13 protein-coding genes, 1 tRNA gene and 1 pseudogene are annotated in these 15,189 nt (G+C 68.0%); 4 read left to right on the forward strand and 11 right to left on the reverse strand.

The genetic code is table 11. From position 1 onward, the window contains the following. Nucleotides 1-241: 241 nt before the first annotated feature. Nucleotides 242-3,238, forward strand: coding sequence for a helix-turn-helix transcriptional regulator (locus ACXJKD_RS15175; protein ID WP_457255444.1), 2,997 nt, complete (start codon nt 242-244; stop codon nt 3,236-3,238). A gap of 356 nt (nt 3,239-3,594) precedes the next feature. Here the strand turns inward: ACXJKD_RS15175 and ACXJKD_RS15180 are convergent, their stop codons facing one another. The 5 genes and pseudogenes from ACXJKD_RS15180 to ACXJKD_RS15200 form a co-directional block, all read right to left on the reverse strand. Further along, nucleotides 3,595-3,798 carry a hypothetical protein gene (locus tag ACXJKD_RS15180; RefSeq protein WP_457255445.1) on the reverse strand — a complete coding sequence of 68 codons (204 nt, stop codon included), beginning with the start codon at nt 3,796-3,798 and terminating at the stop codon, nt 3,595-3,597. After that, nucleotides 3,785-4,363, reverse strand: coding sequence for a class I SAM-dependent methyltransferase (locus ACXJKD_RS15185; protein ID WP_457255446.1), 579 nt, complete (start codon nt 4,361-4,363; stop codon nt 3,785-3,787). Before ACXJKD_RS15185 ends, ACXJKD_RS15180 begins: the two co-directional genes overlap by 14 nt. Further along, nucleotides 4,360-5,181: a methylenetetrahydrofolate reductase gene (locus ACXJKD_RS15190; RefSeq protein WP_457255613.1), complete on the reverse strand. Its 822-nt coding sequence runs from the start codon at nt 5,179-5,181 to the stop codon at nt 4,360-4,362. The genes ACXJKD_RS15185 and ACXJKD_RS15190 overlap by 4 nt, the downstream gene beginning before the upstream one ends. A 111-nt stretch (nt 5,182-5,292) precedes the next feature. Beyond that, a pseudogene (locus ACXJKD_RS15195) lies at nt 5,293-5,400 on the reverse strand (methylenetetrahydrofolate reductase C-terminal domain-containing protein); the annotation flags it as partial. An 86-nt stretch (nt 5,401-5,486) separates the two neighbouring features. After that, nucleotides 5,487-5,696 (reverse strand): DUF6582 domain-containing protein, encoded by a 210-nt coding sequence (locus ACXJKD_RS15200; RefSeq protein ID WP_457255447.1) that lies wholly within the window; start codon nt 5,694-5,696, stop codon nt 5,487-5,489. 283 nt (nt 5,697-5,979) lie between these two features. Here ACXJKD_RS15200 and ACXJKD_RS15205 point away from each other — a divergent pair, with 283 nt between their 5' ends. Further along, nucleotides 5,980-8,370, forward strand: a complete 2,391-nt coding sequence (locus tag ACXJKD_RS15205) for an FdhF/YdeP family oxidoreductase (protein ID WP_457255448.1) — start codon at nt 5,980-5,982, stop codon at nt 8,368-8,370. A gap of 308 nt (nt 8,371-8,678) precedes the next feature. On the opposite strand, the gene ACXJKD_RS15210 is transcribed toward ACXJKD_RS15205, so the two are convergent. The 3 genes from ACXJKD_RS15210 to ACXJKD_RS15220 are packed head-to-tail and all read right to left on the reverse strand — an operon-like array spanning nt 8,679 to nt 10,666. Then, nucleotides 8,679-9,494 (reverse strand): hypothetical protein, encoded by an 816-nt coding sequence (locus ACXJKD_RS15210; RefSeq protein WP_457255449.1) that lies wholly within the window; start codon nt 9,492-9,494, stop codon nt 8,679-8,681. Further along, a complete protein-coding gene (locus ACXJKD_RS15215; RefSeq protein ID WP_457255450.1) occupies nt 9,487-10,032 on the reverse strand; it encodes an RNA polymerase sigma factor in 546 nt (181 codons plus the stop codon). Before ACXJKD_RS15215 ends, ACXJKD_RS15210 begins: the two co-directional genes overlap by 8 nt. 7 nt (nt 10,033-10,039) lie before the next feature. Next, nucleotides 10,040-10,666 (reverse strand): hypothetical protein, encoded by a 627-nt coding sequence (locus ACXJKD_RS15220; protein WP_457255451.1) that lies wholly within the window; start codon nt 10,664-10,666, stop codon nt 10,040-10,042. Between the two features lie 388 nt (nt 10,667-11,054). Here ACXJKD_RS15220 and ACXJKD_RS15225 point away from each other — a divergent pair, with 388 nt between their 5' ends. Next, nucleotides 11,055-11,831, forward strand: a complete 777-nt coding sequence (locus ACXJKD_RS15225; RefSeq protein WP_457255452.1) for a carboxymuconolactone decarboxylase family protein — start codon at nt 11,055-11,057, stop codon at nt 11,829-11,831. An 86-nt stretch (nt 11,832-11,917) separates the two neighbouring features. Here the strand turns inward: ACXJKD_RS15225 and ACXJKD_RS15230 are convergent, their stop codons facing one another. Then, complete coding sequence (locus ACXJKD_RS15230; protein ID WP_457255453.1) at nt 11,918-12,352, reverse strand: MaoC family dehydratase; 435 nt, start codon at nt 12,350-12,352, stop codon at nt 11,918-11,920. A gap of 203 nt (nt 12,353-12,555) precedes the next feature. Here ACXJKD_RS15230 and ACXJKD_RS15235 point away from each other — a divergent pair, with 203 nt between their 5' ends. After that, nucleotides 12,556-14,169: an alpha/beta fold hydrolase gene (locus tag ACXJKD_RS15235; protein WP_457255454.1), complete on the forward strand. Its 1,614-nt coding sequence runs from the start codon at nt 12,556-12,558 to the stop codon at nt 14,167-14,169. Between the two features lie 183 nt (nt 14,170-14,352). Here ACXJKD_RS15235 and ACXJKD_RS15240 read toward each other — a convergent pair. Both ACXJKD_RS15240 and ACXJKD_RS15245 read right to left on the reverse strand, forming a co-directional pair. After that, a tRNA-Leu gene (locus ACXJKD_RS15240) sits at nt 14,353-14,435 on the reverse strand. 187 nt (nt 14,436-14,622) lie between these two features. Continuing rightward, complete coding sequence (locus ACXJKD_RS15245; protein ID WP_457255455.1) at nt 14,623-15,189, reverse strand: hypothetical protein; 567 nt, start codon at nt 15,187-15,189, stop codon at nt 14,623-14,625.

The raw sequence follows: 15,189 nt of genomic DNA on the forward strand, positions 1-15,189 counted from the left end.
GCTGTTCAGCGGTCTGCGATCGGCGCATGAAGCCAGCCGCAATCCTCGTCCCGCTTGTGTCTGAACCCGGATGTTCCTCCCTGCAAGCCGAGCCGGCCTGTGCGCACGACGAGAAACCTAGGCGCATGCATCGTGCGGGCCAAGAGCCAAGGGCGGCCCGCGACGGTTTGGGGCGATCGTGCGGATTGTTCGTCCCGGAATCGCCCGCTGAAGCGCCCCGTCGAGACTGATGATGGTTGCCATGGGCAGCATCGGGCTTCGACTTGTGGGTAGGGATGCCGAGCGCACGAGGTTGCGCCACTTGGCCGTTAGCGCTCGTGAGGGCTTCCCGTCGACTCTTCTACTTCACGGCGAAGCTGGTATCGGCAAGACGGCCCTGGTCAGGGACCTCCTATCGGCCCTCGAGCCCGGCGTGTTTCATGTGTTGTTCGCAACGTGCCTTCGGTTCGGCGCTGAGGGTCCGGCCCTGCTTCCTTTGTCGACCGCGTTGACAGGTTGGTTGCGCCAGACGGACCCGACGGACCGAGCCAGGCTGTTCCCGAGCGCCCAGCGTGGCGAGGATCTGGTATCGGTGCCACGGTTCGAAGACGTCTCTTCTGATGCGGTTTTGCAGTGGAGCCGCGCGCTGGACACTCTCGTGGACAGTCGGCCAACCCTGCTCGTCGTCGACGATCTTCAGTGGGCGGACCAATCCACGCTCGACGCGCTCTCTTACCTCCTCACTGGCTTCCGCGCAGGCCTTAATGTGGCGCTTCTAGGCACCTACCGCGACACCGACCTCCAGGACGGGCACCGGCTACGTGCATGGCTAGCCGACGTATGGAGGCTTCCAAGTGTCGACTCACTCGCGCTGCAGAGGCTGGACTCTTGGGCCACGGAAGAACTCGTGTCGAGCATTACCCCTGTGCGGTCCAGTGGGCAGATCGTTGAGTCAATCTTCGACAAGTCTCGCGGCAACCCCTACCTGACCGAACTCCTCGTCCGCACGCCCCACACGAGCGACCTCCGCCCGGCATCAATGACCGGCGACGCCGACCTTCGTGACGCCGTCCTGGGAGCCTGGCATCGGCTGGGACCGGTCGCCCGACAGGTCACGCAGCTCTTGTCTGCGGGCGGCCAACCCGTGGAAATCCGCGTGCTGCAAGGTCTGGCCCTTCAGCGGCACATCGGACCGCACGACTTCACGCTGGCTCTGGACGAGGCTGTGGGCAAGGGTGTCGCTCAGGTTCGCCAAAGCGGCGAGGCCTGGTTCGTTCACCCACTGTTCGCGGAGGTGATCGCCGCGACCTTGCCTGCCTGGCAGGTGGCTGACCTTCACCTGCAGTACGCACAGATGTGGTCGGACGCGGAGGCGGTGATTCCCCAGGAACGAACACATCGACTCGCGCTGCACTACGAAGCCGCTGGCAGGTTCGACGATGCCTACCGGTGGTCTCTCGAGGCTGCGGACGAGGCCGGCCGAGTTGGCTCCACCGACGTCGCCGCAGGTCACCTGGCCCGAGCTGTGGATCTCCACCCCAAGCTTTCCTCGGCCATGCAAGCGAGTGTGGACACCCTCGATCTGCAGCGGCGTACCGCGGAGGCATGCGAGCGTGCCGGACGGTACGACGACGCCCTCCGGTTCTACGAGGGGGCACTCGCAGACATCGACCGGAGCGCAAGCCCCGTGGACGCGGCGCGAATGCTGCTGCCCCTGCCATTCCTCCGCGCCTTCCTCGGCCGGGGGTGGGGGATATCGCCCGACGAATGGCTCGAGTGCGTCAGACTCTGCGAAGGACTTGGCCCAACAGCAGAGGAGGCAATGGCCTGGGCCCACATCGCCTTCGGCGAGGTGTTCACGGCAGATGTTCACGCGAGGACGCACGCAGAACACGCCCTCGACGTGGCCCGACAGGCTCGCTCCGGCGCGGCAGTGGCTTGGGCGACCGGCGTACTGTCCCAGACTGAGTGGGGCACCGAGCACGGGCTTGACCTCAGCCTTGAGGCACTCGAGAAGGCAAGGGACGTCGGCGACACGGCGCTGTTGGCACGCACCGCGGTCCTCACCACCAACAGCTACCAGTCGCTCGGCCGGTACGCCGAAGCAGCCACCGTCGCGAACGACGCCTACGCCTCAATCCTTGCCCAAGGGCAAAGGCATGATGCAGCCAATATCGGCTCGGTTGGCGCGCAGTTCCTCATTGCACTCGGCCGGTTCGACGAAGCCCAGTCCCTCGCACGCGAGATCCTGTCCTTCCGGCAAGCCCAGCGCTGGAGTGGCCATGCGCGGTGCGTCGCAGCCATCGTCAGCGCCCGACGCGGTGAGGTCGAGGCGGCCGATCGACACATCCAACGGGCCCATGAGCTCATGCCGGGACACCAGCCCGTTGGCGACCCTTTGGATTGGGCCGAGATGCAGGTGAAGGTTGACATCGGTGAGCCTTGGCGAGCGCTCGACATCGCGGAAGACGTCATGGCCGAAGCGGCATCGATCGACGCTTGGACCGCTGACGAGTACCTCCTGTGGGCGGCGCGGGCGGCCGCGGACCTTGCGGCCGCCGCGACGACAACTCGGCAACGGGAGAGCGCCCACGAACGCCTCCGTGCCTTGGAGGGTTTACGCGCCGCCAACACCAACGCCCTCTTCGCCAGCGTCGGCTCTCGCGACCTGGTTCACCCGGCGTACCTGGCCATGTATCGCGCAGACCGCGCCCGGTGTTACGAGGCACCTGAGCCGGCACGCCTCTGGGACGAGGCGCTCGCGGCAACTCGGGCAGCGGGGCTGCGCTACGAGCAGGCTCGATGCGGTATGCACCTGGCGCGACGCCTCCTGACGGAACCAGGCCAGCGCCAGCGTGCACGGCACGAACTCCGGGAATGCGCGCACCAAGCGGTCGACCTCAGAGCCACGACGCTCCTCGTGGCGATCACGCGCCTAGCAGACCAGGCCCATATCGACCTCGATGCCGGACTCACGCCGCCGAGCGCCGGCCCGGCCAGTGTGGCGGGCGTTCCGGTGACCGTTCGGGAGAGGGAAGTTCTCTCCCACCTCAGGACTGGCGAAACGTATGGCGAGATAGCGCGAGCCCTGTTCATCAGCGAGAAGACAGTGAGTTCCCATGTGTCCAACCTGCTCCGCAAGACCGGCACCCGGAGCCGCATCGAACTCGTCGATGCAGCAATGCGGGAACAGCCCCCTGATACCGAGCAGACGCTGCGCTCACGAACACGTGGAGGTGGCCTCATCGGGGACGTGTGAGTACCCATCCGCCGCAGTCCGGTCTAGCAGGTCGGCCCGACGACGTGCCGACCGCCGAAGCGCCATCGAGTTGGGGCACCTACCTGCGTCACTCCGCCCGCGAGTCGGCTGACTGTCTGGGTCCTCCAGACGGTCTCGAGTAGGTCGCTCGTGGCCGCACCCGCCTGCTGGTTCGTCGTCGGCGCCACGCGACGGAAGCGGAGTGACCTGACGGGCGGCGCCGCGCCAGGCCCCCAACACAGGTACGGTGCCTGCCCTGCATCCGACACCGGCAATCGGCGTCGGGCCAGCTACGCGGGACGTCCAACTGTCACGTCCTTTGCGCGTGATGACTGGCGCTGAAGCCGGGCTCGAGGTCAGGTCGACTGAAGCACGAGCATCCTGCCGCGTATCTCACCGGCCGCGAGCAGCGAGCCCATCCGGCTCGACTGCACTTCAGCCGTCTGCCAGCGGGGATCGTCCTCGTGGCGACGCTGGAGCTCGGCCTGGACGGTGGCCATCACGTCTTCCCAGTCGGCCGGGAAGGCAGCGAAGTGGTCGGTCCAGCTACTGGTCAGCACCCCGCAGTGACGCTCTCTCGAGCAGTTCGTCCAGCGCTTCAACGGTGAGGAAGTTGTTGCCCTCGGGCGGCTCCAGACAGAGGCCTCCGGGGTGCGTGGCGCAGTAGACGATCATCCCGAAGCGCGCCTTCGACCCGAGCACCCGCCGGATCTCGGCCAGGTATGCCGCCTGGTCGTTCACCGTGCACAGCACATCCAGGCTCCACCCCGCTCTGATGGACCCGGTCGCGATCGGCAATTGGGTGCCTGCCTGCAGCGCCGCAAGGCCGAATAGCATGCGCGCGGCGCTGCAGGCTCCGGGCTCAGGGTCGGTCAACAGGGGACGCACGCCGGTTTCTCGTGCCGCGAACGCGGCCGGGCCGCCGACGCCGGCGCCGCAGTCCAGGAAGATGTCCTCGGCCTCGGGCGCCAGGCGGTCGAGCAGCCAGTGCAGCGCGCCCGGGCTGCCGCTGCCTCGGCATCCCGCCGGGATGCGGTAGGCCGGGGCAAGGCCAGCGACCACGTCCGCAGTCCAAACTGCGACAGTGTCGAACTCGGCGTCCATCGAGTCGGGGGAGTCGCTCACCGCCGCACTCCTCGCGTCGTTCGGATCCGGTGGCCGATCTCGGCCTGGATCTCGGCGGCGTCCTGCACGCCGCGTGCCGACGCGAGCCCGGACAGGTTCACCCCGGCTACCCCGGACAACTCCAACAGCTCAACTGCCTCGTCCACAGCCGCTGCGATCCCGGCCGCGACGGGGTCGTCGGCCGTCAGCACCGCCTCGAGGCGCTCAGGTGCGATTGCCAGACCCGGCAGTCCTGCCAGAGCCGCTGCCGAAACCTCGTCGGTGAACACGACGACGGAGGCGATCACCGGTAACTCCAGCCCCGCCACCCGGGCCGTCTCCAGGAACTCGACCAGCTGGGCCCGCCTCGGCACGTGGTTCAGGACGGCCACTCGGGCACCGACCTCCTGCTTGCGCACCAACCTCTTGGGACGCACGGCCACCGGCCGCGCGGTCGGCGTCTCCACCACCGCAATGGGAAGACCGAGCGACGCGGCCAACGCCGCGAGCCGGGTACCGTCCAGATCGAAGGTCTGGGTCACCTCCGGGCGAACGTCGTACGCCCGACCGTCGCCTGTGACGCACAGCACGGTGGCCAGACCGTCCAGGGCGAGGGCGTGTAGCTCCTGTTCGAGACTGATCCGGTTGCGATCCCGGCAGGCAAGCGTCACCCAGGGCACGGCGTCCGCTTCGTCGATCAACCGGGCCAGCGTGCTGGGCGGGAAGTCGGCGCGGTCCTGGTGGTCGCCGACCAGGACCGCGTCGCAGCTCGGCGCGAGCAGCCGGGCGGTGGAGCGCAGCGTCTGCGCATCGGCCGGCGGCGCGCTCAGGTCGGTCAAGATCAACGGTGCCTGCCATGGGCCGGACGGCTCCGAGGGCCGGTCGACGCCCGATGCGCCCCAGTCGCTCGCAGAGCCCTCCGGAAGGTCTGCGAGCCCGTCGAAGACACACGGTGCCGCAATCATCTCGCACTCGCCGTCGAGCCGGACGCCACCGCAAGGGCCGTACACCATTCGCTTGGGACAGCCCGGGACCGGCTGCTGAGACGACAACCGCACAGATCACAGATCTGTCAGGCCTCCCTGCCCACCGCGCGACCAGTCCTGGCGAACCGCACCGTCAGCTCAAGGCGGAAGAGTTCTTGTCAGTCGTCCTTTTTCAGGCTCGGATACGCCTTCTCGACCGCCGCCCGCACCTTCTTCTTCTCGGCCGCCGACCCATGTTGGGCCACCCTTGCCAAAGCGTTCCGGGCGTGCTCGATGTCAGGAATCGGGTACTTCTCCTGCTCAGGCAACGCGAACGACGACTTTTTCAGCTTCTTGCGGTTCTCGCTGTCACTCAGATCCTTCGACACCTCGGTCTCCTTCCATTCGGGTCCGGTCTGGTGCTACCCACTTAGGGCATCGTCCAATCTGCGGGGTATGGAAACGACATCCTGACCGCGTCATATCACCGCTACTGCCTGATGCTTCTCCCACCCGCAGGACTGACCTCCCTCGATCTCCCTCAGGCCCGCCACGGACCGACCCCCGTAAACGGCCTCCGAATGGTTTGTCCCGGACGCGATGGGTACTTTCTAGATGACCTGCGCACGTCCCACCAGGGGCTACCCACGCATCAGCAGAACGAGGCTCAGCATGTCCAAGCACGACGAGGGTGACTACTCCGAGGCCGACCTGGTGGTCAAGAGTCAGGAGGACCACGCAGCCGGCCCCACCGCGGTCGCGGTGTCGATGAGGCGGTCCCTCGACCACATGGGGGTGAAGCGGACGGCGCAGACCCTGCTCAGGCTCAACCAGGCTGAGGGCTTCGACTGCATGAGCTGTGCCTGGCCGGACCCCGACCCGGGTCACCGCCACACGGCAGAGTTTTGCGAGAACGGCGCCAAGGCCGTCGCGGAGGAGGCGACCCGCGACCGGGCCACGCCGGAGTTCTTCGCCCGGCACAGCATCGACGAGCTCGACGCCCACACGGAGCACTGGCTTGGCCAGCAGGGCCGCATCACGCACCCCATGGTCAAGCGGCCGGGTGGCGCGCACTACGAGCCGATCGAGTGGGACGAGGCCTTCGAGCTCATCGGGGCCGAGCTTCGCTCGCTCGCCAGCCCCGACGAGGCGACGTTCTACACCTCCGGGCGGGCCTCCAACGAGTCGGCGTTCGCCTACCAGCTGTTCGTCCGCGCGTTCGGCACCAACAACCTGCCGGACTGCTCGAATATGTGCCACGAGTCCACGAGTATCGCGCTGCAGGAGTCCATCGGCATCGGCAAGGCGAGCGTCACGCTCGACGACGTCCACACGGCGTCCGTCATCGTCATCGCCGGCCAGAACCCCGGGACCAATCACCCGCGCATGCTCTCGGCCCTGGAGATCGCGAAGCAGAACGGCGCGAAGGTCATCTCGATCAACCCGCTGCGTGAGGCCGGGCTGGTCAGGTTCAAGAACCCGCAGAAGCCCAAGGGCGTCATCGGGCACGGCACGGCCATGGCCGACCTGCACCTCCCTGTGAAGGTCAACGGCGACCTTGCCCTCTTCCAGGCGATCGGCTCGCTCCTCGTCGAGTGGGACGCGCTCGACCACGAGTTCATTGAAACCCACGCCACGGGCTTCGAGCAGTGGCGCGACCACGTCCGGGCGGTCGACTGGGACCAGGTCGTCGAGGTGACCGGGCTGTCCCGTGAGCTGATCACGCAGGCCGCCGAGATGCTCCGTGGCTCCACGCGGACGGTCTACTGCTGGGCGATGGGCCTGACGCAGCACCGCAACGGGGTCGCGACCATCAAGGAGGTCGTCAACCTCGCCCTGGCGCAGGGCAACATCGGCCGCGAGGGCGCCGGCCTGCTGCCGGTGCGCGGCCACTCCAACGTCCAGGGCGACCGCACGATGGGCATCTGGGAGCGACCCCCGGCGGCCTTCCTCGACGCCCTCCAGAAGGAGTTCGGCTTCGACCCGCCGCGTGCGCACGGCCTGGACGTCGTCGACTCCCTGCGCGCCATGCGCGACGGCAAGGTCCACTTCTTCATGGGGCTCGGCGGCAACTTCGTGCAGGCGGTGTCGGACACCGACATCGTGATCCCGGCGATGCGCAAGGTCCGCATGACGGTGCAGGTGTCGACGAAGATCAACCGCTCGCACCTCGTCTGCGGCGAGACCGCGCTGATCCTGCCGACCAAGGGCCGCACCGAGAAGGACATCCAAGCCAGTGGTGCCCAGTGGATCTCCGTCGAGGACTCCACCTGCTCGGTGCACGCCTCTCGCGGCCCGCTGGAGCCGGCCAGCCCCCAGCTCAGGTCCGAGGTCGACATCGTCACCAGCATCGCCGAGGCCACGCTCGGGAACCGCCACGGCCTGCAGTGGAAAGCGATGCGCGACGACTACCGCGTCATCCGCCACCACATCGCCAAGGTCGTCCCCGGGTGCGAGGACTACGAGGTCAACGTCCGCAAGCCCGGCGGCATGATCATGCCGCACCCGCCCCGCGACACCCGGACCTTCGACACCAAGTCCGGCAAGGCCGAGTTCGTCGCCTCCCCCATCGAGGTCGTCCACGTCCCCCAGGGCCACGTGCTGCTCCAAACCCTGCGCAGCCACGACCAGTACAACACCACGATCTACGGCCTCAGCGACCGCTACCGCGGCATCGAAGGAGGCCGCAAGGTGATCTTCGTCCACCCAGACGACATCACGGCCTTCGGGCTCAAAGACGGCGACCTCGTCGACATCACCACCCGATGGACCGGCGACGACATCGTCCGCCGCGTCCGCGGGTTCCGCGTGATCAGCTATGACACCCCACGCGGATCCGCTGCCGCCTACTACCCCGAGACCAACCCGCTGGTGCCGCTGGACTCCACGGCCATCGGAAGCAACACCCCGACCTCCAAGTCCGTGGTGGTGTCCCTGACCCCGGCCACCGGCCCCGGCGCGGTGAACGGCACCACGCCGGCGGAGACCGATGGCCCCTCCCAGAACCCCACGGGTTCGGACTGGGACCACAAGAAGACCCCGGAGCCCAAGCACCTGTCCTGAGCACAGCCCGGTCGTCGACGGCACCCACGTCGACCGGGTCGGGATGCTCAGTCGCGCAACAGAGCCTCGAGATCAGAGGCGATGGAGGTGGCATCTGGCAGGTCCGAATCAATGCCGCGTCGAACCACCGCCATAGGACGATGAGTCTGTTCACCCGCCGCGTCTTTCCGCCATGTGCGCTCGCCCATGATGGGCGCGGTCGTGACCGTTCGGGCATGGCTCATGGCTTGACTTGCGGGTGATCCTTGCGGTGGTGGGCCCTGGCAATGGTGGGCAGTGCACAACTAACCCCGACCCTCCGGCCGGGGTTAGTTGGTCATTTCGAGCCACGCGTCGTCCGGTGCGTAGTCCCACTCGGTGACCAGCCCGTTCACGGTGACGGAGGCGTACGCGTACAAGTCCGCGGAGTTGGTGAACGCACAGGGTGTAGGTGCGCCCGACAAGAAGAAGATGTGTACATCCGACGGCTCAGTCGCCCTCTCGCTGGGATAGGCGAAGTCGAAGGGGATGCCGTACGGCGGGCCGACGCGTTCGTCGGTGACGCCGGTCGTCAGGTTCTTGACCCACACTCGCAGCTGCCCGGGTTTCGGGGCGTCGGTGTTGATCCCGAGCTGGCAGTCCGCGGCTCCATCGCGATCGGTGTCGAAGACCAGGCCGTGCTCGATCACGCGGCTCGCGGGGTCAAGTGCTGACGCCAACGGGGGCCTCTCCCGCAGCTTGATGTTCCAAGACAGGGAATGCGATGGGTCCCCGGAGTTGACCTCGCGGATGTCGATCCCACCGTAGGTGGTGTCTGCTTCATCGGTCTGGACCTGCCTCGCCGTGACCCGAGAGGTGTCCGGGCGAAGGGGAGTCCAGTGCCTCGCCAACGCGTCACTGGTGGTCCGGGTGGGCGGATTCGGATTCTTGGCCGGCTGGGGAGCGGTGCGATCGGACCCGCCCAGGAAAGACGTTCCGAGCGTGGCCAGGACGATGAGCACCGCGGCGACAGCAGCAGTGAGCACGGTGCGGGTCCGGTGTCGGTGCGCTCCGCGCTGCTCGATGGCCGAGAAGTCGGGCGGCCGGGCGGCCTGAGCCGCAGTGTCGGACAGGTCCGAGCGCAGGAGCCGGTCGAGGTCAGGCATCGGGCGCCTCCTCGTGACGGGGGTCGGGAGGGTCGGCGAGCAGCAGGGCGAGAGCAGCGCGTCCCCGGCGCAGCCGCGTCTTGACGGTGCCCACGGGGACGCCGGTGGCCTCGGCGACGGCTTGGACAGGGAGGTCGGCCAGGTAGTGCAGCGCGACAGCCTCTCTCTGGTTGGCGGGCAGAGCCCGGAGGGCAGCCATCAGCGCCAGCCGGTCATCCTCGAGCATCGGGTGACGCGCGACCTGCGCGCGGTCGCGGTCGCCGAGCAGCCTGCGCCTGCGCGCGCGGGTGCGGCTGACGTTGACGGCGACCGTGCGCAGCCACGCCTCCGGGTTGTCCAGGCGGGCGAAGGTGCGCCGATGCTGCACCGCGCGCGCGAAGGCCTCCGCGACCACCTCCTCCGCCTCGGTGAGGTCGCGGCACACGCCATACAGCTGGCCGACCAGGCGCCGGTAGGACGCCTCGAAGACGAGGCGCACGCGGTCGGACTCACTGTGGACCTCGTGGGCTACCAGTGGTTCCCCAGTCCCCGCGCTCATGGTGGACCTACCCCTCGATGTGGATCGAGTCGAGGGCGGCCTTCAACTCGGCCTTGTCAGTCGCAGACGTGTGGGCGCCCGTCTCGACCAGGAAGACCTGGCGCCTGCCGTGCACGTCGACGACGTACAGGCTCACGCGTTGGCCGGGAAGGAGCACGAAGTACTTGTCCGCAGGTGTGCTCTTCCAGACCTGCAGACCCAAGACGTCGTCTTCGGCCAGGCGGCACTTCGCCAGGTCGAGGCTCTGTGGGACCTCGAGGTCGATCCGGGTTGCGGGGTACCCGGCCAAGGTGCTGGCCACGGGGCTCCCCTTGACCGGGCCGGGCTGCTCGAGCAGCGCCGTCACGAGGTCTCCCACACGGGATCCGACGGCCACGGGGACACCCTCACCCAGGCACGGGTCGGTGAAGATCTCGTCGACCACGACGGCATAGAACCCGAGCTCGTTGGCCGCGTCGGAGTGCTTGCTGAAGAGGTGGCCGTACTGCACCTCCCAGCCCTCCGGGAACGTCACCGTGTAGTCCGCCACCGACCACGCGGAAGCCGGAATCAGGTAGGTACCTGGCTCGATCGCCACCTGCTCAACGGAGGACCGGCCGCTCGTCGTGGAGTCGCGCGCCCACGTCGGAGTCATCGGCCGCGGGACCTTGTCCGTGGCGTCCCTAGCGCACCCCGTCAGAGCCCCCACCACCAACAACCCAGCCGCTACGACCCGGTGAGGTGCCGGGACATTCATCCCCCGCAGGAACATGCCTGTCATGACCACACGACCCACGAGCGGCCGAAAAGGTTTCACACCAGCGACGATCCCACCCAGCTCGCGGCCCCGGAAGTGTGTCTTGTCGCTGCGTGCCGGCGAACCGAGGACCGCGTTCTCGTGCCGAGGTGATGCGTCACCCCGTCGCCTGCCGGCGCGGTGTCATTGCCGATACCGGAGTCAGGCGCCGGATGCCGTCTCCGGGCCGCGTTGTCAGCCCGGCGTGAAACTTGACGGCGGTGAGAGCGGAAGCAACAGTGCCCACATGGCTGACGAAGTCCAGGGCACTGATGTATCCCGACGTCAGGCGCATGCGGAGGCAACGTATGAGCGCCTCTTCGGGCCGCGAGACGTGACTGCCCCGGACGACGACCCGGAGCTCATGCGTATCCTGCGAGGGTTCATCTTCGGAGACGTTTTCGACACCGGCGCCCTGGACGACCACAGCCGTGAACTCATCACCGTCACCGTATTGACCTGCATGGAGGCCTTGCCGCAGCTGACGTCCCACACCGGGGCCGCGCTCAACGTCGGCGTCGAGCCGGTCGCCATCCGCGAGGCCATCTACCAGCTGGCACCGTTCATCGGTTTCCCCCGCACCCTCAACGCGGTCGCCACGATCAACGAGGTCTTCTCGGCCAGAGGAATCCCGCTCCCGCTGCCGGACCAGGGCACCGTCACCGACGCCGAGCGGTACAGCAAAGGCCTCGCCGTCCAGGCACCCTTGTACGGCAACGAGATCAAGGACAACTTGGCGGATCTACCCGAACCGTTCGACACGGCACTTCCCCAGTTCCTCACCGAGTTCTGCTTCGGCGACTTCTACACCCGACACGGACTTGCTCTGGCCCGGCGCGAGCTACTCGTACTTTGCGCGCTGGCCACCATCGGCGACACCGCCGCACAGCTCGGCCCCCACGGACGCGCCTGCCTGCAAACCGGCAACACCAAGGCCGAGGTGATCGCAGCCCTGGTCCACTGCTTCCCATACATCGGCTTCCCGCGCACGGTCGCTGCGATCCGGGCAGTCAAGGACCTGTAGACGCCCGCCCGTGCGATCCTTCGCCGCCCTACTGCGGCAGAGGCGCGTTTCAACCGTAGTTCAGGCGTCGCGAGGAAGGCTCGACGTCATCCCTGGGCAGCAGACAGGTCCATGCTCCAGCACACGGCGTTGCCTTCGAGGGCCACCACTCCGTCGTCGCGGATCACGCGAACGTCCAGCCAGGTAATCGGCTTGTCGTGCCGCACAGCCGTGACGGTGACCTCGCCGGTGATGGTGTCTCGGGGGCGGACCGGCGCGAGGAACCGCAGGTTCGTCTGCATGAAGACCGTGCCAGGTCCCGGCAGCCGTTCGGCGACGACGGCGTTGAGGATCGCGCTCGTCACGCCCCCTTGGACGACGATGCCGCCGAAGGGAGTGCGCCGCGCAGCTGCCTCGTCGTAGTGGAGTGGGTTGCGATCGCCACTCAGGCTGGTGAACAGCGCGATGTCTTCTTTGGTGATGGTCCGGGACAGGGAAGCCTGTTCGCCCACCCTGGGCGCCCGGTTCGACCACGTGCTCATGACTACCTCGTATTCTGTCGGTGGGACTGGTGGACTCCAGTTGTCCTCGCTGAGGTGCACGGTATGGAGCCGACCTTTCGCAACCCTTCCTCGCGCAGGCCGCCCGCGTTCGCGGACGGGTTGTGCGAGCGACGTCGATGCCTTGGCCGGGGCCACCCTGCACCACTCGACGGGTCCGAGCACGAGGCAGGAAGATCGAGCGCATGGCCAGCACCGACCACCGGGTCGTGGTCCACGTCCAACTCCTGGGTGACGTCGTGGTCCGCGTCGGGGAGCGAGCGGTCGTCGCGGGCGCGCGGGGTCGTCGAGACCCGATCCGCCTCGCCGAGTACCTCGCGCTCGCGCCCGGTCGACGCGCCCACCGCGAGGTGGTGGTGGAGGCCCTGTGGCCGGATGCCTCCATCGACTCGGTCGGCAACCGGCTGCACATGGCGGCTCACTACCTCAGGAGCGCGATCGGCATACCGGAGAGCGTAACGTTCGCCGCCGGCACCGTGGCGCTGTTCCCCGGGGACCTGGTGCACGTCGAGGTCGACGCGGTCGTCTTCGAGCGGCTGGCCCGGACCGCTCTCGACCCGAAGTCCTCACCCGAGGAGCGGGCGTCCTGCGCGGAGCGTGCCCTCGACATGTATCAAGGCGACCTCCTGCCGCACGAGCTCTACGAGGACTGGGCCTTCCACCACCGTCAGCGCCTCCAGATGCGGCATCACGAGCTGCTCCGGAACAGCGGCCGGTTCGCGGAGCTCGTGGCCCTCGACCCGGTCGACGAGGAGGCGCGGGTGGCGCTGATGCGCGAGCTGCTGGACGCCGGAGACCGTGCCGGGGTGCTGCGCCACTTCACCGCGCTGACCGACGCACTGGAGCGTGAGCTGGGGATTGGACCCAGCGCCGAAGCCAGCGCCGTACGGGACCTTGCCCTGACGCCGATCGTGCGGCCGGCGGCGCCGGTCGCGTCTCCGCGGGCTGCAACTCTCGCCGACCAGCGGGTCAGCTTCTGTCACACACCGGACAACGTACGCCTCGCCTACGCGGTCAGTGGATCTGGCCCGCCCTTGGTGAAGGCGTCGAACTGGCTGACCCACCTCGACCACGACTGGGAGAGCCCCATCTGGCAACCGTGGTGGAGCGCGCTCTCGCAGCGACACACTCTCGTGCGTTACGACGAGCGCGGTTGTGGGCTCTCTGACTGGGAGGTGGACGACGACTCCTTCACGCTGGAGGCGTGGGTGCGTGATCTCGAGACCGTCGTCGACGCGATGGGACTGGAGCGCTTCCCGCTGCTCGGCATCTCACACGGCGGACCGATAGCCATCACGTATGCCGCGCGCCACCCCGAGCGCGTATCTCACGTCGTCGTCTACGGCACCTGTGCCCGGGCGACCTGGGCTCGCGCGGACGACGAGCTGCGACGCGAGCTGGCGGCGTTGGGGGAGCTGATCAAGACGTCCTGGGGCGGCGACCAACCGGGCTTCCGACAGGTCTACGACGCGCGGTTCTTGCCCGACGGTCCACTGGAGAGCTGGCGTGCCTTCGACGAGCTGCAGCGACGCTCAGCGTCAGCCCACAACGCCTATCGCCTGTGGCGCGCGTTCGGAGACCTCGACTGCACCGAGGCCGCCCGCACCCTGGACGTGCCGACCCTGATCATGCACTCGTCGGACGACCGGGTTTGGTCCTTCGCCGAGGCAGAGGAGCTGCATTCCATGGTCCGCGGGAGCCGGCTGGTCAGGCTGGACAGCAAGAACCACATCCTGCAGGGCGCCGAGCCGGGGTTCGGGGTGTTCATCGACGAGGTCCACTCCTTCCTGGACAGCTGACCGGAGAGGTGGGATCTCCTGACGTCACAGAGTGGCCGGAACACGACTCGGTCAGCGGCGTACGGCTCAGGAAGCCAGGAACCGACTACCCGGGTGGCCCGCCCACAGGCTGAGCCGTGGACCGGTGTGGACAGCGCGTGGAGACTGCCCACCACCGGTGGTCGTTCCCGCTGGTCAGCTGGGTGCCGAAGGCGGGACTTGAACCCGCACGCCCTTTCGAGCAGAGCATTTTGAGTGCTCCGTGTCTGCCATTCCACCACTTCGGCTTGCCGAACCTCAGACGCTTCGGCCGTGGCCACCTCAGCGGCCTCGGAAAGGATAGCGGTGCGGTGCGCCCGGACGACAAAACGGCACAGCCTCTGCCGCCGGACGACCAGGTGCGGGGCCGCGGCACCACGGTGAGCACGCGGCATACCGGAGCGGCACGGTGCTGGTCGTCGGGCGGCACGCGACTCAGAATGGGGTCCGGCGCAGCGGGTTGGCCACGTAGCCGGCGCCGCACGCCAGGACCAGGATCGCCGCGGCCACGACCCCCGCATCACCGACCGGGACGTGGGCTAGTGGGGCCCACCATCGAGCCGGCTCCCCACGGGAGGTCAGGACGCAGGTGGCGAACAGCAGGAAGCCGTAGAGCATCGACGCGCCTTCTGAGGTCAGCGCGAGGAGCCCGGAAAGCCCTGCGCCCCACCCGATCACGAAGACCAGTCGTCGGGGCACGAGGTCGAACCCCGCCACCGTCTCCGCGACCGTGGCCACCAGGAGGAGCTGGATCACGAACCACAGCAAGCGATACCGCGCACCCGACCGGACGCCCAGGGCCGCTGCCGCGCAGGACCGCAGGCTCAGCGCGAAGCCCATACAGCTGCACAGCACGGCGAGCAGACCGACCGTGATCCCTTGGTACGACTCGCCCAGCGGGCTGGCCAGGATCGGCTGACCGGTGGCCAGGGCGACGCTTGCCAGACCGGTGGACAGCACCGCCAGGCGCCAGTCGTGGTCGGCCAGCCAGCCGCGGATCAC

This window comes from Pedococcus sp. P5_B7, from assembly GCF_054049895.1.